Annotated in this window: 16 protein-coding genes and 1 other RNA gene; 16 read left to right on the top strand and 1 reads right to left on the bottom strand. The window is 57.2% G+C overall.

The window, feature by feature from the left end; genetic code table 11:
- Window positions 1-90: 90 nt before the first annotated feature.
- A complete protein-coding gene (locus tag M6689_RS07025; protein ID WP_298269528.1) occupies window positions 91-2,349 on the bottom strand; it encodes an NADP-dependent malic enzyme in 2,259 nt (752 codons plus the stop codon).
- 292 nt (window positions 2,350-2,641) lie between these two features.
- On the opposite strand from M6689_RS07025, the gene M6689_RS07020 reads away from it, so the two are divergent.
- The 16 genes from M6689_RS07020 (at window position 2,642) to M6689_RS06945 (ending at window position 19,627) form a co-directional block, all read left to right on the top strand.
- The gene (locus M6689_RS07020; RefSeq protein ID WP_298269525.1) at window positions 2,642-3,130 is read left to right on the top strand and encodes an HIT domain-containing protein; all 489 of its coding nucleotides are present in this window, start codon (window positions 2,642-2,644) and stop codon (window positions 3,128-3,130) included.
- Between the two features lie 18 nt (window positions 3,131-3,148).
- Window positions 3,149-4,108 (top strand): ROK family protein, encoded by a 960-nt coding sequence (locus M6689_RS07015; RefSeq protein ID WP_298269522.1) that lies wholly within the window; start codon window positions 3,149-3,151, stop codon window positions 4,106-4,108.
- Between the two features lie 29 nt (window positions 4,109-4,137).
- Window positions 4,138-5,229, top strand: coding sequence for a 6-phosphofructokinase (locus M6689_RS07010; RefSeq protein WP_298269521.1), 1,092 nt, complete (start codon window positions 4,138-4,140; stop codon window positions 5,227-5,229).
- A gap of 199 nt (window positions 5,230-5,428) precedes the next feature.
- Window positions 5,429-7,420, top strand: a complete 1,992-nt coding sequence (locus M6689_RS07005; protein ID WP_298269519.1) for a methyl-accepting chemotaxis protein — start codon at window positions 5,429-5,431, stop codon at window positions 7,418-7,420.
- A gap of 240 nt (window positions 7,421-7,660) precedes the next feature.
- On the top strand, window positions 7,661-8,464 hold the full coding sequence (gene panB, locus M6689_RS07000) for a 3-methyl-2-oxobutanoate hydroxymethyltransferase (RefSeq protein WP_298269516.1): 804 nt from the start codon (window positions 7,661-7,663) through the stop codon (window positions 8,462-8,464).
- Between the two features lies 1 nt (window position 8,465).
- On the top strand, window positions 8,466-9,317 hold the full coding sequence (gene panC, locus M6689_RS06995; RefSeq protein ID WP_298269513.1) for a pantoate--beta-alanine ligase: 852 nt from the start codon (window positions 8,466-8,468) through the stop codon (window positions 9,315-9,317).
- Window positions 9,318-9,716, top strand: a complete 399-nt coding sequence (panD, locus tag M6689_RS06990) for an aspartate 1-decarboxylase (RefSeq protein WP_298269510.1) — start codon at window positions 9,318-9,320, stop codon at window positions 9,714-9,716. It abuts the gene before it with no gap.
- A gap of 13 nt (window positions 9,717-9,729) precedes the next feature.
- Window positions 9,730-10,980, top strand: coding sequence for an amidohydrolase family protein (locus M6689_RS06985; RefSeq protein ID WP_298269507.1), 1,251 nt, complete (start codon window positions 9,730-9,732; stop codon window positions 10,978-10,980).
- A 67-nt stretch (window positions 10,981-11,047) separates the two neighbouring features.
- Window positions 11,048-11,503 carry an SsrA-binding protein SmpB gene (gene smpB, locus M6689_RS06980; RefSeq protein WP_298269504.1) on the top strand — a complete coding sequence of 152 codons (456 nt, stop codon included), beginning with the start codon at window positions 11,048-11,050 and terminating at the stop codon, window positions 11,501-11,503.
- 32 nt (window positions 11,504-11,535) lie between these two features.
- Window positions 11,536-11,891: a transfer-messenger RNA gene (gene ssrA, locus M6689_RS06975) on the top strand.
- A gap of 142 nt (window positions 11,892-12,033) precedes the next feature.
- Window positions 12,034-12,447 carry a nucleotidyltransferase substrate binding protein gene (locus tag M6689_RS06970; RefSeq protein WP_298269501.1) on the top strand — a complete coding sequence of 138 codons (414 nt, stop codon included), beginning with the start codon at window positions 12,034-12,036 and terminating at the stop codon, window positions 12,445-12,447.
- Entirely contained in the window at window positions 12,444-12,734 is a 291-nt protein-coding gene (locus M6689_RS06965; protein ID WP_298269499.1) for a nucleotidyltransferase family protein, read from the top strand. Before M6689_RS06970 ends, M6689_RS06965 begins: the two co-directional genes overlap by 4 nt.
- 287 nt (window positions 12,735-13,021) lie before the next feature.
- A complete protein-coding gene (locus tag M6689_RS06960; RefSeq protein ID WP_298269496.1) occupies window positions 13,022-14,485 on the top strand; it encodes a DUF3375 domain-containing protein in 1,464 nt (487 codons plus the stop codon).
- 58 nt (window positions 14,486-14,543) lie between these two features.
- Window positions 14,544-15,089: a DUF4194 domain-containing protein gene (locus M6689_RS06955; RefSeq protein WP_298269494.1), complete on the top strand. Its 546-nt coding sequence runs from the start codon at window positions 14,544-14,546 to the stop codon at window positions 15,087-15,089.
- Entirely contained in the window at window positions 15,070-18,471 is a 3,402-nt protein-coding gene (locus M6689_RS06950; RefSeq protein ID WP_298269492.1) for an ATP-binding protein, read from the top strand. Before M6689_RS06955 ends, M6689_RS06950 begins: the two co-directional genes overlap by 20 nt.
- Window position 18,472: 1 nt before the next feature.
- Window positions 18,473-19,627: a Wadjet anti-phage system protein JetD domain-containing protein gene (locus M6689_RS06945; protein WP_298269489.1), complete on the top strand. Its 1,155-nt coding sequence runs from the start codon at window positions 18,473-18,475 to the stop codon at window positions 19,625-19,627.
- The last annotated feature ends 8 nt before the right edge of the window (window positions 19,628-19,635 follow it).

Genomic DNA, 19,635 nt, shown 5'->3' with positions numbered 1-19,635 from the left:
TCTTAGCAAAGAGCATGTTGTAATGGCAAGAGAAAGGGAAAGGGGGCCTGTCGAGCCCCCTTTCTCTTGCTTGTGACGGAAGATGGAAAATCAGGAGTTCTGGGCGTCAACGACTGCAATGGCGGCCATGTTCACGATGTCGCTGACATCGTCTCCCCGCTGCAGCACGTGGACCGGCTTTTTCATCCCCATGAGGATCGGGCCGATGGCCTCGGCTCCCCCGAGGTGGTGAAGGAGCTTGTAGCAGATGTTCCCGGAGTTGAGGTCGGGGAAAATCAGGACGTTGGCCGCCTCCTTGAGGCTTGCGAAGGAGAAGCTCTTCTGGAGGATCTCGGTCACCACCGCCGTGTCCGACTGCATCTCCCCGTCGATGACAAGATTCGGCTCCCGCTCCTTGACGATCTCCACCGCCCGCTTCACCTTCAGGGTCTGGGGATGGCTCACCGATCCGAAGTTGGAGAACGAGAGCATGGCCACCGTCGGCTCGAGGTCGAGCATGCGCGCCTTCTCGGCGGCGAGAACGGCGGTTTCGGCCAGTTCCTCCGGCGTCGGCTCGATGCAGACGGTGGTGTCCGCCATGAGGAAGATCCCCTTGTTGAAGACCATCATGTAGAGACCGTGGACGCTGGAGAGCCCCTGTTGCTTGCCGATCACTTCCAGGGCCGGGCGAATGGTCTCCGGATAGTGGGTATCGATACCGGAAAGGAGGGTGTCGGCATCCTCCATGTGGACCATCATGCAGCCGAAATGGGTGCGGGACTTGCGGGTCATGATCCGGCGCGCCTCGGAAAGGGTCAGCCCCTTACGCTGGCGAAGCCGGAAGAGCTCCTCGGCGTATTCTTCCGACCGCTCGAAGTTCGCGGGGTCGACGATTGCCACCTCACCGTTGAGTTCGAGACCGAGCTCCGCCATCTTGGCGCGGATATTTTCGTGATTCCCGATGAGGATCGGTTTCCCGATCCCCTCTTCGATGAGTATCTGGGCCGCCTTGAGAATCTTTTCGTTGTCCCCTTCCGGGAAGACGATCCGCTTCGGGTCGCACTTGGCCTTGTTGATGATCATGCGCAGGGTTTCCTTGGCCTTGCCCTGCAGCGATTCCAGGTGCTCGACATACTTCTCCATGTCCTCGATCGGCTGGCGGGCCACTCCCGATTCCATGGCCGCCCTGGCGACCGCCGGGGCAACGCGCAGAAGGGCCCGGGGGTCGAACGGCTTGGGGATGATATAATCCCGGCCGAAGGAGAATTTCACGTTGCCGTACGCGCGGCAGACCGAGTCGGGACATTCCTCCCGGGCCAGCTCTGCCAGAGCAGAGACCGCGGCCTTTTTCATATCTTCATTGATGGTGGTGGCGCGTACGTCGAGGGCACCGCGGAAGATGAACGGAAAGCCGAGAACGTTATTCACTTGGTTGGGATAGTCGGAGCGACCCGTGGCGATAAGGACGTCTCCGCGCACCGCCCGGGCCTCCTCGGGAGTGATCTCCGGGTCGGGGTTGGCCATGGCAAAGATGATCGGATTGGCAGCCATCTTGCGCACCATCTCGGGGGTGAAGGCGCCCTTGGAGGAAAGACCGTAGAGGACATCGGCTCCCTCCACGGCTTCCTCAAGCGTACGGAGCGAGGTGTCGACGGCAAAGCGCTCCTTGTATTTGTTCATTCCTTCGGTGCGGCCCCGGTAGATGACCCCCTTGGTGTCGCACATGATGAGGTTGTCTTTCCTGAGGCCGAGGGAAATTGCCAGGTTCGCGCAGGCAATGGCGGCGGCGCCGGCACCGTTGATCACGAGGCGGATTTCCTCGATCTTCTTCCCCACCAGCATCAAGGCATTAGTCAGACCGGCGGCCGAGATAATGGCAGTGCCATGCTGGTCGTCGTGGAAGACCGGGATGTTCATCGTTTCCTTGAGCTTTTCTTCTATGTAGAAGCACTCCGGAGCCTTGATGTCCTCCAGGTTGATTCCGCCAAAAGTCGGCTCCAGGAGCTGACAGACCTTGATCACCTCGTCGGGGTTCTCCGAGTTGACTTCGATATCGAATACGTCGATATCGGCAAAACGCTTGAAAAGTACCCCCTTACCTTCCATGACCGGTTTGCCGGCCAGGGCACCGATGTTGCCAAGGCCCAGAACGGCGGTACCGTTCGAGACGACTGCGACAAGATTCCCTTTGGCAGTATACTTGTAGGCGTCTTCGGGGTTCTTCTCGATTTCGAGACATGGCTCGGCGACACCGGGCGAATAGGCGAGAGAGAGGTCACGTTGGGTAAGGCACGGTTTGGACGGAATTACTTCGATCTTGCCTTTACGGCCACTGGAGTGGTAGTCAAGGGCATCCTGTTTCTTGCGCATGGCGGACTCGGCTCCTTTCTTCGGCGGCATCCCGGCAATTTTTACTCGTGATAAAAATTTTTCCGTCGTGCCACACTGGTGTTACGGAGTTTTATTTTGCTGAAATCACTTAAATTGAGACACCTTAGTCCGTGTCTTGCCGCTTTGTCAAGCTCAAATTACAGTGAAACTAAAAAATCATTTTACTTCCCAGAGCCCGGGCAATCCCCTGGCGGCACTTGTAATTTGGACCTGTTTGGTTGATAATTCCGAAACCCCTGCCGAGACGGGCAGATAGACGGAGGAGACGGCCATGGAACGCATCTGGGCACCCTGGAGGACCGAATATATTTTCACTGAAAAACCTTCGGGGTGCATCTTCTGTCTCCCGCAGGATACCAGCGAAGACCGCGAGCACCTGGTGCTTCACAGAACGCCGTTATCTCTGGTGATGCTGAACCGGTATCCGTACACCAACGGCCACTTGATGGCCGCTCCCCTCAGACACACGGCGGACATGGATTCGCTGTCGGACGAGGAGATGCTCGATCTTTTCCGCACCGTTGGCCTCTGCCGTGCCATCCTTCACGAGGAAGCATCTCCCCAGGGATTCAATATCGGAATGAATTTGGGGAAGGCGGCCGGTGCCGGGGTCGACGATCACCTCCATTGCCACATCGTTCCGCGGTGGAACGGCGACACCAATTTCATGAGCGTCGTCGCCGACGTCAGGGTCGTTCCGGAGGGTCTTCTCGCCGCTTACGATCGCCTGCTTCCCCGCTTTGAAGCTCTTAAACGATAACCTTCCGGGGTACTTCCGATGACAGAGGAGAGGAATGGGCTTTTTGCCGGCATCGACGTGGGAGGGACGAACCTCCGTTTCGCCCTGGTGGACCGGTTGGGGAGGATCCGGCACCGGCACGATCTCAAAACCGAGATCAAAGCCGGGCGTGAGCCCTTCTATGAAAAGATTCGCGAAGGAGTTGGCGTCTTGCGAAGCGCCGCCGACGGATGCGGAGCAACCATTGTTGCCGCGGGAGCAGGGATACCGGGACTCATCGCCAACGATGGGTATGTTCATGTTTCCGTCAACCTTCCTCCCCTCGACGGGGTAAATCTGCGCGAAGACCTGCAGCGCATCACCGGACTCCCTACCGTTATCGCCAACGACGTCAACGCCTGCGCCTGGGGAGAACGGCTATACGGTGCCGGGGCAGAATTCTCTTCGTTCATCATGGTTACGTTGGGGACCGGCGTGGGGGGAGGGCTTGTGCTCAACGGAAGCCTGTGGACCGGCATCGATGGGGTCGCCGGGGAGCTCGGACACCTGACTGTGGAACCGGATGGCAGGCCTTGTACCTGCGGCAACCGTGGATGCCTGGAACAGTACGCTTCGGCTACGGCCATCGCGACCAGTGCCCGTGCTGCCATGTCGGGCGGGAGCGGTGAGGAGGCCATCTCCGCCGAAAGCGTATCCGAGGCGGCACGGCAAGGCGATCCCCGTGCACTGAAGATTTTTGCGGATGCGGGCCGATATCTCGGAATTGCGGCGGCGGGCCTGGCCAATATCCTCAATCTGGAGGCGTTCATCGTGGGAGGTGGAGTGGCCGCCAGCTTCGATCTGCTGAAAGACGCCGCGGAGAAGGAGATGCGGGCGCGCGCATTTTCGGTTCCCGGCGAACGGCTCAGGATCATTCCCGCGGCCCTGGGTGAAGATGGCGGCCTGATCGGCAGTGCCGCCCTCGCGATGCAGGCTTTTGGCAACAGAACGGGAGTCTGACGGCAAGGGAATTTCAGCACGGAGGAGCGATGAAACGGCGAATCGGGATTCTTACCGGCGGTGGCGACTGTCCGGGGCTCAATGCAGTGATCCGGGGGGTGGTCAAGAGCGCCATTATCCGCCGCGGGTGGGAGGTCGTCGGCATCGAGGATGGCTTCGACGGATTTCTGAGGGCTGACAGGACGAGACTTCTCGGCCTTGGAGATGTGCGGGGAATTCTGCCCCGGGGAGGAACCATTCTCGGGACCTCCAACAGGGGAAATCCTTTCTGTTACCCCGTGGAGGAGGGTGGTAAGACGGTACTTACCGACATATCCGATCAGGTCGTCGACAACATACGAAAGATGGGAATCGACGGCTTGGTGACGGTGGGGGGTGACGGTTCGCTCAAGATAGCCCTCGAACTGATGCGCAAGGGTGTGCCGATAGTCGGTGTTCCGAAAACCATCGATAACGACCTGATGGAGACCGACGTCACCTTCGGTTACAACACTGCCCTGGAAACGGCAACCGACGCCCTCGACAAGCTCCACTCCACGGCGGAAAGCCATCACCGGGTCATGATCATGGAAGTCATGGGGCGCTATGCCGGCTGGATCGCACTGGAGTCTGGAATAAGCGGCGGAGCGGATGTCATCCTCATTCCGGAGATTCCGTTCGACATTCAGTCGATATGCCGGGCGATCGACGAGCGGTGCCGCCGCGGCAGCACATTCAGCATCATCGTTGCCGCCGAAGGGGCGTACCCCTGTGGGGGAGGGAGGGTGGTCCGGCGGCGGGCAGACGAATCAAACCCCGTGGAGCGGCTCGGCGGAATCGGTGAATACGTTGCGCGGGAGCTTTCGTCCTGCCTGAAGATGGATACGAGAACGATGGTCCTTGGCCATCTCCAGCGGGGAGGGTCTCCCTCCACCTTCGACCGCTGCCTTGGTAGCCGTTTCGGGGTTGGTGCGGTGGAACTCCTCGAACGGGAACGCTATGGCGAGATGGTCTGTCTGCGGGGAAGGGATATCAGGTCGGTCTCGATCGAAAAAGCGGTCCGTCGGCTCAAGCTCGTCGATCCGAAAGGCCAGATGGTTACCGCAGCCGAGGAGCTTGGCATCGCCGTCGGTCGTCGATGATCCCACAAAAGGCCGGGGCGCGGAGTTCCCCATTTCCGCAAAACCCTCGCAAATGGTTGACTTTGCGACCTTGGCAAGATAGAGTGCACCGGTGTTGTCTCAGCGGTTTAGCTATTCCTCGGCAGAATGTTTTTTCGAGGGGGCCTGTAAAGGCCTCCCCGCCATGTACATGGATATCTTCACTGGAGGGTAACCTTTTATGGAAACCGGGGCAATCATCCGAAACAGGAGCAGGCTCTACGGCATCCTCGGCTGCGCCATGGGAATCGGCGCCCCTGTGGCCTGGACCGCTCTCCGACTTGTCTTTTTCGCCGACCCGGACCAGCCTGTTCTTTCACAGATTTTCGGCGACATCTTCAAGAGTGGCTACAATCTCGCCCTGTACTCCTACATGGGGATCGGCACCGCCACCGTATTGGCCGTTGTCGGCACTTACATCGGAAAGACAAGTGACGAACTCCACACGCGGGCCGTGGAGCTGGACGGTCTCCATCAGGAGGTTGCCTCCCAGAAGGAAGTCTTCGAGAACCGTTACCGGGTGCTCGACAGCAATATCAAGAACTTCCACCAGATCAGCAGCAAGATCCAGAAATCCATCGACGTGGACGAAGTCCTACGTCTTTGCGCCGATGGGCTCCATGACGTTCTCGGCTATGAACGGGTCAACATCCTCATGGCCGACGATATGCGCACCTCTCTCTCGTTCGTGGCGTCCATCGGGACTGCCGGATTCAACCCGAGCGGGGTGACACTCCCCCTCGATCTCCGCAGCGGGGTCATCTTCAAGTGCTTCAGCGACAAGCAGCTCTACATGGTTGACGACATCAACGTCTATCCGTCCGAGTTCAAGCTCCAGCCGCCGTACGATACGATCAAGGCACTGCGCTCGAAGAGCTTCGTGGTCTGTCCCATCGTCGTCAAGGGGGAATCGATCGGAATCTTCGGCATCGACAACAGCCTCAGCAAGCGGCCACTTAACGACACCGATGTCGATACCATCAAGCTGTTTGCCGATCAGGCCGCCTCGGCCATCGTCCGTATCAACCTGCTGAAGGCGATCGGAGCGTTGACGTCGGAGCTTGAGACCACCTTTGCCGACCTCCTCAAGAACCGCGACCACTATTCGCGCTATGTTAGCAACCTGAAGGATGCGGTCAGCTCGGTGGCCGACGGAACCGCCCACATTGCGTCAGCTGCGGAAAGCGTCCTTTCGGCCGTGGACGAGACCAGTTCCGCCGTGAGCAACATCTACGTGTCCATCGAGCAGGTGACCAGGAACCTCGACTATCTCTCCGAATCGATCGACAAGTCCGCTTCCGCCATGGAAGAACTCAACTCCACCATCAAGAACGTGGAGCAGAGTGCCGCCATTTCCCATCAGGTATCCAGCAAGGTGAAGGAAGAGGCCGACCGGGGGAGGCGGGTGGTGGAAGAGACTATCAGGGCCCTGGCCGAGATCCAGAATTCGGTCGAGCTTTCCTTCGAAGGGATGAAGCGTCTCACCGAAAACAGCGGACGGATCGAAAGCATCGTCGGTGTCATCAACGACATTACCAAGCGTACCAACCTCCTGGCGCTCAATGCCTCCATCATCGCCGCCCAGGCAGGCGAGTACGGCAAGAGTTTCGGGGTCGTTGCCGACGAGATCCGCAACCTTTCGCTTCAGACCGGGCAATCCACCGGCGAGATTACCGGCATTATCGAAGAGATCATGAAGGAATCCCGCGACGCTGCGGAAAATATCTCGGCCTCCAAGGAGCGGGTGCAGCGCGGGGTCGAACTTGGCGGCGTCATGGGGCAGTCGCTGGAAGTCATCCACGAAAGCTCGGTCCGTTCCATGGACATGACCCGCGAGATCAAGACCGCCACCGAGGAACAGGCGCGAAGCGTGCAGCTCGTGACCCATTCCATCGAGAACGTGAGCAGCATGAGCTCCCAGATCTTCAAGGCATCCAAGGAGCAGTCGGATGCCGCCATGAGCATCGTCCGCTCCATCGACACGATCAAGGAGATGACCCAGGAGATGGTCAAGGCCACCGTTAAGCAGGTGGAGGACGGTACCGAGATCAAGAAGTCGGTGGAAGGGGTCGGCCAGATGGTGACCAAGATCTTCGAAGACATGGAAGTCCGCCGTGAAGAGAGCAGCGAAGTGGTCAAAGAGCTTGAGATGATGAAGAAGATCGCAGGATAAATAAATTAAGTTGTGGACACGATCGTTTCATCCATGCTAAACAAAAAAATGTTCTAGGAATGGCCCGCAACACCGGCGGAGCCGTGGGAACCTTTCACAACAAGCATACTGCCTGGATTCGCCGAGAACCGGGACGGAAGGCAATAGCCGCACCAGGAAGAAGAGAGAAGATACTCTTCCGGTCTTTTCGTGCGCCTCCGTTTCCCGGGGGCGCATTTTTTGTTAATGAGGTGTTCTGAAGTGAGCAGAAAAAAGACAATCCTCGATATCCAGAAGATGAAGGAAGCCGGCGAGAAGATCACCATGCTCACCAGCTACGATTTTCCCTTCACCCGGGTCATGGACGACTGCGCCATCGATGCCATACTGGTCGGCGATTCGCTTGGAGTCGTGATTGACGGCTACGACAATACCCTGCCGGTTACCATCGAAGAGATGATCTATCATACCCGGGCCGTCACGCGCGCCCGCCCGAAGGCGCTGGTCGTTGCCGACATGCCGTTTCTCTCTTTCCAGACAGACCTGCGCGATGCCCGGCTCAACGCGGGGCGACTGGTGAAGGAAGGGGGAGCGGAGGCGGTCAAACTCGAAGGGGGTACCCACATCGCCGCCACCATCCGGGCCATCGTCGACATGGATATACCGGTCGTGGGGCATATCGGCCTTACCCCCCAGTCGATACACCGGATGGGGGGATATAAGGTTCAGGGAAAAAGGGAAGAACAGGCCAGGCGTCTCATGGAGGATGCCTTGGCCGTGCAGGAAGCCGGCGCCTTTGCCCTGGTTCTGGAAGGGATTCCCCTTGCATTGGCCAGGCGGATAACCGATGAACTCTCGATCCCTACCATCGGCATCGGGGCCGGACCCCACTGCGACGGCCAGGTGCTGGTCATCCATGACATCCTCGGTCTCTGCGAGAAATACTCGCCGAAGTTCGTGAAGCGCTATGCAGACGTCAGGGGGGTAATTGCCGATGCGGTGACCTCCTATATCGCCGAAGTCAAGAAAGGAGAATTCCCCGACGAGGGGCATTCGTTCAGCTGACATGAGAATTATCGAATCGGTCGCCGAAATGCAGAGATTTACACGGGAGGCCCGCACGGCAGGGAAGACCATTGCCCTGGTGCCGACCATGGGTTACCTCCATGAGGGGCACGCATCTCTCATGAGGGAAGGGAGAAAACGGGGCGACATCCTGGTGGCGAGCATCTTCGTCAACCCGACCCAGTTCGGCCCTTCCGAGGACCTCGATGCCTATCCTCGCGACCTTGTGCGCGACACGGCGGTTGCCTCCGGGGCAGGGGTTGATGTCATCTTCGCGCCCAAGAGCGGCGACATGTATCCACACGGTTATCAGACCTATGTCAATGCCGAGGAGTTGACGCTCCCCCTCTGCGGCGCCAGCCGTACCGGCCATTTCCGGGGGGTCACCACCGTGGTGACCAAGCTCTTCAACATCGTCATGCCCCATGTCGCCCTTTTCGGGAAGAAGGATTTCCAGCAGCTTGCCGTAATCCGGCGCATGGTGTCCGATCTGCACATGGACATTGAGGTCATCGGCATGCCGATTGTCCGCGAGGACGACGGGCTTGCCATGAGTTCGCGCAACGCCTACCTCCAGCCCGAAGAGCGGCAGAACGCCCTCTGCCTGTACAGGGCCCTTGCCGCCGCCCGGGGGCTTTTCAACGACGGTGAGCGTTCGGTGAAGATCCTCAGGGAGCGGGTGGTGCGCCTGATCGCCGAGGTCCCCGCTGCATCGATAGACTATGCGGAATTCCGCAACAAGGACACCCTTGAAGCTTTGGAGACGGCCGACGAAAGCACCCTGCTGGCCCTGGCCGTCAGAATCGGAAAAACGAGGCTGATTGACAACTGTACCTTGGGGGAGGAAAATTAAATGGAACGCAGGATGCTCAAAAGCAAGATTCACCGCGCCACGGTCACCGGAGCCGATCTTCACTACGAAGGAAGCATTACCATCGACCTCGACCTGATGGAAGCCGCCGACATCATTCCCTACGAGGCGGTGTCGATCTGGAACGTCACCAACGGGAGCCGCTTCGAGACCTATGCGATCGAAGGTGAGCGCGGTTCGGGGGTCATCTGTATCAATGGCGCCGCTGCCCGTCTCGTGGCGCCCAAGGATCTCGTCATCATTGCAAGTTTCGTCAACATGGAGAACGAAGAGGCTCAGAAGTACGAGCCGAAGCTGGTCTTTGTCGACGACAAGAACTGCATGCTTCCCACACGCAAAGAAGTGGCGGGGCAGGGGAGTCTGAAAAAAGTAGCCTGGTAGTAACAGGGGAGCCATGGAACTGTTCGCCGCCTCATACCTCGTACCGATTTCGTCTCCACCTGTTCCCGGAGGTGCGATGGTGGTGGACGGTGGCCGCATCGTTGAAACGGGGACGCTGGCCGGGCTTCGCGCACGGTACAGCGTCCCAGAGCGCGACTTTCCCGGTTGCGTCATCATTCCTGGTCTGGTCAACGCCCATACCCATCTCGAACTGACCCACTTCCCATCTTGGAAGATCCGCAAGGGGATCGACTATTCTCCCCGCACCTACGTGGACTGGATCATCCAGGTGATCAAGATCAGGCGGGCGCTCACGCCGCAGGAGCTGGAACTCTCCGTACGCGAGGGGCTCCGGATCTGTCTCGAATCAGGCACGACCTCAGTCGGCGAGATTCTCAGCGACCGTTCGCTCCTTCCCCTCTATTGCAACGCTCCACTCTCCGGCCGCATCTTCTTCGAGGCCATCGGTCATGAGCCCCTCCGCTGCCAGGAGGCACTGGACGCCCTTCGCGCCGACCTCTCCTCTTTTAGCTGCGGCAGCTTCGAGCAGGGAATATCGCCCCACGCCCCCCACACGCTTGCGGCGCAGTTCCATGGCAGCCTTTGCCGGCTCGCGGCCACAATGGAGATCCCGCGTGTCATCCACCTGGCGGAATCACGTGCCGAATCGGATTTCTACTTCGATTCCTCCGGAATGATAGCGGACACTCTCTATCCCCACGTCCACTGGGAGGAATTCATTCCCCCCCCGCAGCACGCAACCGCCGCATCCTGGCTGGACCGGCACGGCCTGCTGGACCGGCGCACAACCTGCGTCCACGGTGTGCACCTGACTCCCGCCGATGCCAGGATCCTCAAAGAGCGCGGTGTCTCGGTGATCCTCTGCCCTCGCAGCAACGAAAAGCTCGCCGTCGGCAGAGCGCCGGCCCACCTTCTGAAAAAGCTCGGCATCCAACTCGCCCTCGGCACCGATTCCCTCGCGAGCAACGACTCACTCTCCCTTTGGGACGAAATGCGGTTTGTTCCCGAAGCATACCCAGGGGTCTTCACCCCGGAGGAGGTTCTCTCCCTGGCCACACTCGATGCCGCCCGCGCCATCGCCGCAGACCGGCATGTCGGCTCCCTCGAACCGGGCAAACGGGCCGATTTCCTCGTTGTCAGGCTCCCCTCCCTGCCCGCAGAGCGAAATCTTTGCGAAGCAGTCGTTCATACGGGAACCCTGGTCGACGTGTTCGCCGCCGGCAAAGTTCCTTCCTTGACATGAAGAAGACAAAAAGAGTCCGTTTTTTCTCCTTGCAATGCTTTAGCCTCATCTGATAGTATGCATGTGTATGGGCGAAAAGCTGATCTGCAATAATAAAAAGGCCTTCCACGATTACTTCATCGAAGAAAAGTTTGAGGCCGGCATGGTGCTCAAGGGGACCGAGGTGAAGTCGCTCCGTCTCGGCAAGGGGAATCTTAACGACTCCTTCGCGCTGGTTCGCGAAGGGGAGGTATTCCTGCACAATCTGCATATCTCGCCATACGCCTTCGGCAATCGGGAGAATCACGACCCCGAGCGGATGCGCAAACTCCTTCTGCACAAGGCCGAGATCAACCGGCTTTACGGAAAGATTCGGGAAAAGGGGTATTCGGTAGTTCCGCTTCGCCTCTACTTCAAGAACGGATACATCAAAATTGAGTTGGGGCTGGCAAAGGGAAAGAAGCTGTACGACAAGCGGGAAGACTTGAAGAAGAAGGATCAGAAGCGCGAAATGGCTGTGGCGCTGAAAGAACGCAACAAGTAACGACCCCGCAAGCGGGGCGAACGCAAATTTACGGGGGTGTAAAGGTTTCGACGGGGATAGGAAGCAAAGGTTGCATGCCGAGGTCCGGGCAGGTCTCGTAAAACAGCCCGGGGCGAATTAAACGCCGACAATTACGACTACGCTGTAGCAGCTTAATACCCTGCTACCGATCCGCTGAGCCTCTCCCACGGGCAAGGATGGATCGTCATTTCAGTGGGATAGTCAACGGGAACGCCTGCGGCCCCGAGGCAAAACCTTAGCAGGATCGCTGTCCGGAAATCCCGGCAGGGGGAGTTCCGGTCCGTTAAATCAAAACCCTCGCACAAGCATGTAGACGCCTTTAGCGTATGATCTTCGGACCCGGGTTCGATTCCCGGCACCTCCACCAATTTTAGCCAAGGCTTCGGCTGGCGCGCCAGTGCCAGTTGAAGCCTTGTTTTTTACCGATGGCCGTTCGCTGAAGCAACCGCAGCTTGCGAAAGCGGATTTTCCCCTGCAATTCGGAAGTACCCTGAATAAGGAGAGATGCCGTGGAAACACTCGATTTTCAATCTCTGGGAAAGGCCATCTCACAGTTGAACGCAGGTCTGCGGGAATCGCTCTCGGTGCCCGACAGCGAGTTGCTCAGGGATGGCGTGATCCAGCGGTTCGAATACACCTATGAGCTTTCCTGGAAGATGCTCAAGCGCTACCTGGAGGTCACTTTGCCCAACCCTGAAGAGGTGGACGGCATGTCGTTCCAGACGCTCATCCGTACCGGAAGTGAACAGGGCTTGCTAATGTCCGGCTGGGACAACTGGGTACGTTACCGCAAGGCGCGCGGCACCACCAGCCACACCTACGACGAGGAAAAGGCGCGTGAGGTTTTCCGGATCGTCCCGGAATTTCTGCGGGAAGCGCGTTACCTGCTCGACAGACTGACCGAGAAGATGCCCCGCCCGTGATAGACGTTGCTCCACAATATCTCGAAACGGTCAAGGCCATTCTCCGCAGGCACGTACCCGACCGGGAAGTCTGGGTTTTCGGCTCGCGGGCGACCGGCACCGCCAAGCAGTATTCCGACCTCGACCTTGCCGTTATCGGCGACACCCCCCTTGACTTCGGCCGGCTTGCTTTGCTTGAAAACGATTTTGACGAGTCGGAACTCCCCTTCAAGGTGGATGTGGTGGATTGGTCGACCGCCAGCGAGTCGTTTCGGCAGGTCATCCGCAAGACTGCGGTGGTGTTGTGATCCTCCGGCTTGCTGCGCGGTAAATCCTGAAATGCCTCCCATAAAGGAGGCTTTTCTTTTTCTCCTTCATCAGGCCCTGAGTCTCGGTCCCCGACTCTCGATCGTGGCCTTTCCCATTGACATCCTCGGTTGAAAGGTGTATTAAACCTGCGTAATATTGCGGTGTTATGAGGGATTGATGAATGGTTTGGAGGACGTGGGATGCCGTGCCTATGCTCCAATTGGCGAACCTGACATCCTGACCTCAGTTGAAGTGCACTCAAATTATCCTGCTCTTAGGCCGGAACATGGATCTTGATAAATTCGACACATTACTCAGAAACTCTCCCACCTTGAAGCTGCTGCGATCCAGACACGCGGCACTGATGATTACCTTTTTTCACCAACAGTTCAAAGAACGCAACGATATAGCTATCCCGAATAGTCTGCTTGTCCAGAGGCTTGCCGACTACCTCGATCAGCTCGATTACCATGACGAAGAGGAGAATGCCGATCTTGCTTTCTGGTCCCTCGATTATCAGGAAAAGGCAAAGCGGTATATCGATCGTTGGACCGAAGAGAACTACCTTCGTAACTATGTGGACGATATGACTAAAGAGGTCATCAATATCCTCACCAAGCATACGGAGAAGGTCTTCCAGGTGCTGGAACTCCTGAAAGAGCGGGAGTTCGTGGGCACCGAATCCAAGTTCAGGGATATTTTCAACAAGCTCAGGGAACTGATCGACAATTCAACCGATGATCCGCAACGGAAGATCGAGGAACTGGAAAACCGCAAGAGGGAGATTGAAGACGAAATCCGTGCCATCAAGCGGGACGGCTTTGTAAAAAGCTTCGAGAATTACCAGATCAAATCCCGCTTTGAGGAGATCAACCGGCTCACCAACGAACTGATCGGCGATTTCCGCGAGGTGGAGGATAATTTCAAGGATATCACCCGCGGTATCTATGAAAAGCAGACCAACAAGCTGTTGACCAAGGGGACGATTCTCAAATACACCTTCGACTCCCTCGACGAACTGAAGGAGAGCGACCAAGGGAAGAGCTTCTATGCCTTCTGGAGCTTTCTTATCGACGACGCCAGCCAGGAGGAACTCCGTTTCCTCGTTGCGGAGCTCTATAACATTCTGGAAGACCGTGGGATCGAGTACAACGAGAAGTTCCTACGGAAAATAAAGACGCTCCTTCACATGGCGGGTCGGAAAGTGCTCGACTCCAATGACCTTCTCGCCGACAAGCTGAGCCGCGTGATAGCCGAGAAGGACCTGCTGGAGCGCAGGAAGGCGCGTGAAACCATTCATGGGATCCGCTACCTGGCGTTGCAACTTGTGGGACGGGAACCGGTCGATGAGCATTACTGCGTGGTGGACGGTGAGCCGGAGATCGCCATGCCAATGGAGCGAAAGCTGGGTGAAGAGCCGGTGGAACTTGACTTCAGCAGGCGTCCGGAAAAGCTGGACGGCACTCTCGATATTGCCGATCTTGCCAAACTGTTCAATCCCCATGCCGTTGACAAACGGGAGCTGCTGCGCAATGTCCACGACACGCTGCGGCAGAGGCCGCAGGTCACCTTGGCGGAGGTCATCCGCGAGCACCCGGTGAAGAAAGGTCTGGGAGAGCTGATTGGCTATGTCTCGCTCCTCGACTCCTCCGAGAAGTACGTCGTCAATGACGCTGAATCGGAGTTCCTCCTTTTCGATGCCGTTGAAGGGAAATATCTGAAGGTGCCGCAGATTATCTTTACGAGATGACGGGATAACAATGATGGAAAGCCGATTTGTTGCTATTGAACCGTATGCGCAGGTGATCGTGAGACTGCTCCAGGGTGGGATCTACGACGATAACGAAAAGATGTGGAACGAACTGCTCCTCCACGAGATGCAGGTTCGCGAATACTTTGGCCGGATCGGCATCGAGGTCATCATCGCCAAAGGGGATGGCTATGCGTTTCTGCGCCAAGTGGAGCTGGACGAAGAAGGGAAGACCATCGGCCTCATCCGCAGGATGCCCCTCAGTTACGAAGTGACCCTCATCTGCGTGCTGCTGCGCGAGTGGTTGGACGAATTCGAGGTGAGCGATACCGACACCCGCAACCTCTATGTCAGCCACAAGGCGCTCAGGGAGCGGGTGGAGCTCTTCTTCAAGGAGAAATCCAACCAGATGAAGTTGTTCAGGGAGCTTGACCGGTATATCGACGAGATCGTCAGGCTCGGCTTTCTGAAGGTTATCCGCAAGACCGAAGCATCGCGGGACGAGACGCAGTACGAAGTTCGCAGGATCATCAAGGCGAAAATCACCAACGACAAACTCGAAGAGTTCAGGAACAAACTCGCCCATGAACTACAGTCTCTTTAGCACCCAGTCATCGGAGGCAGGTTTTCGCCTCCATAATGTTGAGATCTACAACTGGGGGACCTTCGATCGCTACGTCTGCGACATATCCCCGGAGGGGAGCACCACCCTGCTCACCGGCGCCAACGGTTCGGGGAAGACCACCTACGTTGACGCCATCCTCACCCTACTCGTGCCGGAGCGCAAGAAGCGGCTCTACAACCAGTCGTCCGGCGCCACCAGGAAGGACGAGCGTACCGAGGAGAGCTACGTCCTCGGCGAGTATGGCGATATCGAGGAAGAGGGGCGGGTGGGGAAGATCACCCAGCGTCTTCGTCCGAATCGGACGGAGGTTTACTCCATCCTGCTGGCCGTCTTCCGCAACGAGGACCAGTTCGTAACCCTCGCCCAGACTCGCTGGTTTGCTGGCAGCGAACTGAAGCGAAGTTATATGATTGCCCACAAGCCGCTCGGCATTGAAAAGGATATCCTTCCTCTCGACCCGACGGGGCAGTGGCGAAAGCGGCTTAAGGAGCGGTTTAAGGCCGGCAGCAGGGAAATGGTCGAATTTTTCGACTCCCCCGGTCCGTACGCCCAGAAGTTCTGCCGCATTTTCGGCATGAGATCAGAAAAGGCGTTGACGCTTTTTAGTCAGACGGTCGGGCTCAAGGTGCTTGGCAATCTGGACGACTTCATCAGGAACCACATGCTGGAAGAGAGCAACGTGGAAGAGGAGTTTTTCCGGCTCAAGGAGAACTACACGACTCTTTTAAACGCCCATCGGGCCATCGAGAAGGCCGAAGAGCAGTTGCGGTTGCTGGGACCGGTGGTGGAAAAGGCGCGCCGCCTGGATGAGCTGTCTGCCGAGCAGGTGCGTCTTTCCGGACTGGAGCGGGCGATCCCCCCATGGTTCTCCGTCCGCAAGAAGGATCTTCTCGAAGTTGAGATCGAACGGCAGGAGCGGCAGGCCCAGAAGCTGGCGGATGACCTTGAGACGCTGACAGCCGAGATCGGGAGCGATCGCGCCAGGGAGCGGGATCTCGATTTTGACATTCGTAAAGATGAGACAGGGCAACGGATACAAGGGCTGGAAAATGCTATTCATGATCTTGAGGCTGATAAGCAGAAGAGGGAGAAGAAACTCAAGGGTTACAACGACAAGGCATCGAAGGCCCGGATGCGCGAAAACCCTGACGAAGCGCTGTTTGTCCACCAGATCGAGGAGGCCGAAAAGAGGGGGCGCGATATCGATAAGGAGCTGCCCGGTCTGACAGCACGTCAGGCCGACAGACTTGCGGAGAAGAAACTTCTGACAACGGCGTTCGAGGAAAAGGCCACCGACCTGAAAGAGCTTGAGGGCCAGAAGAACAACATCACCGGCCGGGTCGCGGAGATCAGGCGCCAGATCCTGGAACATGTGGGGGCAACCGAAGCGGATATACCGTTCGTGGGCGAGCTCATCCAGGTGCTTCCGCGGGAGCGGCAGCACTGGGAGGGCGCCATCGAAAAGGTGCTGCACAACTTCGCCCTGCGCCTGATCGTGCCGGAAAAATATTACAAGGATGTCAACCGGTACGTCAACGACACTAACCTGAGGGGAAGGATCGTATATCACCGTGTCAAGCCGGAGCGCTTCCTGAATGACCTGATTCCACAGCCGGAAGACAGCCTTTTCTCGAAGATCGAGATACGCCGGGATTCTCCCTATGCGGAATGGGTGGAGAACAGGATACGCACCGACTACGATTATCTCTGCACCGACGACCTCGATATCTTTTCCGAATGCGACAAGGGGGTGACATCGCAGGGGCTGGTGAAAAACCGCTCCCGGCACGAAAAGGACGACCGTCCCCATGTGCTGACCCGCGACAATTACGTGCTCGGCTGGGATACGAAGGAAAAGATCAGGCATACGAGGGAGGTGCTGAAGGAACTTGACCGGAAGATAAAGGCGGCAAACCAGGAACTCGATCAGCTGAAGAGGCATCAGGCGCGGTTGAGTGCGGAAAAGGAGGCGCTCATCGCCTTTCGGCAGTTCGACACCTTTGCAGAAATCGACTGGCAAAGCATCGCCATCAAGATCCAGAAGCTGGAGCAGGACAAGGCATTGCTAGAAAAGAGCAGCGACCGGATCAACGAGTTGAAAAGGCAGCAGGCCGCACTGAAAAGCGTGATTGACGAAAAGGTGGAAAGGGAGAGAGGACTGACAGTCGCCCACCATGATGCGGATCGTTACCTGACTCAATGTCGCGAAGCCCTGAAAACGGCGCTCGGCGTGCTCGATGCTCATAAGGGAGGCTCGTTGACGGAAATCTTTAGTGCCCTTGAGGAGTTCTTCGGTTTCGACGCCCAGGGGCACGACCTGCATTCTATTGACGCGGTTGCCGAACGGTGTGTAAGTTCCATGGCAAGCCGTATCAGGAGCAATGAGCGGGATAAAGGCGAAGTTATCAGCAGACTGGAAGGGGTGATGCGCGAATTCAAGCGCCCCTCTGACGAGGAGCTATTGCGGCGGTTCCCCGATTGGCTCTCCGACACCCACAAGCTGTCCGATAGCGTGACCTTTGTGTCGGAATACCTGGAGATGCACGAGCGGATCAGTGGCCAGGAGTTGAGCGAACACAAGAACCGGTTCAAGAAATACCTCAACGAGGACATGATAACCCGCATCGCCGACTTTCAGACCATGCTCCATGGCCAGGAGGAGGCGATCGTCGAAAACATCGAGGCGCTGAACAGGTCGCTGAAGCGGATCGATTTCCGCAACAATCCCAAGACCTATATCCAGTTGAAGGAGAACAGGGTCAGGGCAAAGAACATCCATGAGTTCCAGATCAAACTCCGGGAGTGGAAGCCGAACTTGGCGGAGTATGAGCGGACCAAAGACGACACCATCCTGGAACAGAGTTTTCTGAAGATCCAGGCACTGATCGAGGAGTTATCCACGAAGGAAGCATGGCGGCGGGAGGTGACTGACGTGCGCAACTGGCTGGAGTTCACCGCCAAGGAGTTCTACCGGGAGGGCGACCGGGTCTTTCGCACGTACGACAACACCGGCAAGCTGTCGGGCGGAGAGAAGGCCCAGCTGACCTACACCATTCTCGGTTCGGCCATCGCCTACCAGTTCGGGATCAGCCGGGACGGCCTCGACACCAGATCGTTCCGCTTTATCTGTGTCGATGAGTCGTTCAGCAATCAGGACGACGAGAAATCGACCTACCTCATGGATCTCTGCAAACAACTGCACCTTCAGCTGTTGGTGGTGACCCCCAACGACAAGACCCACATCGTTGAGCCGTATATCGCCCGGGTGCATTTCGTCCAGCGCAAGAACAACCGCAACTCGCTGATCTACGATATGCCTATCGCCCAGTATCAGGCGGAGAAGCAGAAATGGCAGACTTGACGTGATAACCGCCGCCGAGATACGCAAGAAGGGAGAGAACCTCTATCCGTCGTTCCTCCGTGCTTTTTTGTCTGGCACGCCTTTTTTCCCCAAGGTGATCCGGTCGGACAAGTCCCTGTCCGACGACTTCAACACCATGCGCCGCGAGCTCTCGGAAGTTATCGACCAGTCGAAGGACCGGACCGGATACGGTTACACTATCCATTACCAGCGGGTCAAGACGCGCAGGCACACGGAGCAAGACCTCCCAACTGCCATCTGCTTCGAGACCGAAAACGATTACGTTCGGTTTCTTCGGAAAGAGAAAGAGGTCGAACACTTCAAGGCGGATGTGGCGTACATTCTCGCCGAACTCCCCTCCCTCGGCGAGTGGTTGCTGCAAAACCCGCTCAAAGTCATCGAATACAATGGAGCGTGGCACGACCTCATGGCCGTCTGTAATTATTTTATCCGCAATCCGAAACCAGGCCTGTATCTGCGGGAACTGCCGATTCCGGTCCACACTAAGTTCATCGAACAGCACAAAGGGGTTGTCAGGTCGTTGCTGGAATTCCTTATTCCCGATGCAGTGAATAGGGATGAAACCCTCTTCGAAAAACGGTTGAATCTGAAATATTCGGAGCCCCTTGTCAGGGTCCGCATTCTCGATGACTTCCTCGCAGCCGGGATGTTTTCCGGTCTTTCCGATCTGTCGATACCGGAGACCCAGTTCAGAGGCATGTTCATTGCCTGCCGGAATGTTTACATTGTCGAGAACCTGATGAACTTTCTGACGATGCCTGGCCTGCCGGATGCCGTCTGCATCTGGGGTGGGGGATTCAAGGTGAATATTCTCGGAGAGTGCAAGTGGCTTATGGAAAAGGAGATTGTCTACTGGGGAGACATCGATTCCCACGGTCTTCAGATCCTTTCGCAACTAAGAAGGCTTTTTCCCCATACGAAAGCAATCCTGATGGACTTCGCTACATTGAACTTCTTTGAAAAGGAGATCGGCCCTGGGGAACGGACGAATGCAAGCATCTTGGAGCATTTGAACGAAGAGGAGCTTGAGTTATTCAACTTTGTGCAAAGCAAAAAGCTCAGACTAGAGCAGGAGAAGATAACTCATCAGTATCTGTTGGAAAAGCTCGCGGCTTGTTCGTATATCCGGCGGTAAAGCTTCTG

The organism is Geobacter sp. (genome assembly GCF_027327745.1).
Lineage (GTDB): Bacteria > Desulfobacterota > Desulfuromonadia > Geobacterales > Geobacteraceae > Geobacter.
The sequence above is the reverse complement of the archived record's forward strand: the minus strand, read 5'-3'. Positions and strand labels throughout refer to the sequence as shown.

What these genes read in the sequence shown, in the direction of transcription:
- M6689_RS07015 (WP_298269522.1), top strand. Translation starts at nt 3,149, where the DNA reads ATGACAGAGGAGAGGAATGGGCTTTTTGCCGGCATCGACGTGGGAGGG.
- M6689_RS07025 (WP_298269528.1), bottom strand. Translation starts at nt 2,349, where the DNA reads ATGCGCAAGAAACAGGATGCCCTTGACTACCACTCCAGTGGCCGTAAA.
- M6689_RS06950 (WP_298269492.1), top strand. Translation starts at nt 15,070, where the DNA reads ATGAACTACAGTCTCTTTAGCACCCAGTCATCGGAGGCAGGTTTTCGC.
- M6689_RS07020 (WP_298269525.1), top strand. Translation starts at nt 2,642, where the DNA reads ATGGAACGCATCTGGGCACCCTGGAGGACCGAATATATTTTCACTGAA.
- M6689_RS06985 (WP_298269507.1), top strand. Translation starts at nt 9,730, where the DNA reads ATGGAACTGTTCGCCGCCTCATACCTCGTACCGATTTCGTCTCCACCT.
- panC (WP_298269513.1), top strand. Translation starts at nt 8,466, where the DNA reads ATGAGAATTATCGAATCGGTCGCCGAAATGCAGAGATTTACACGGGAG.
- M6689_RS07005 (WP_298269519.1), top strand. Translation starts at nt 5,429, where the DNA reads ATGGAAACCGGGGCAATCATCCGAAACAGGAGCAGGCTCTACGGCATC.
- smpB (WP_298269504.1), top strand. Translation starts at nt 11,048, where the DNA reads ATGGGCGAAAAGCTGATCTGCAATAATAAAAAGGCCTTCCACGATTAC.
- panD (WP_298269510.1), top strand. Translation starts at nt 9,318, where the DNA reads ATGGAACGCAGGATGCTCAAAAGCAAGATTCACCGCGCCACGGTCACC.
- M6689_RS06960 (WP_298269496.1), top strand. Translation starts at nt 13,022, where the DNA reads ATGGATCTTGATAAATTCGACACATTACTCAGAAACTCTCCCACCTTG.
- M6689_RS07010 (WP_298269521.1), top strand. Translation starts at nt 4,138, where the DNA reads ATGAAACGGCGAATCGGGATTCTTACCGGCGGTGGCGACTGTCCGGGG.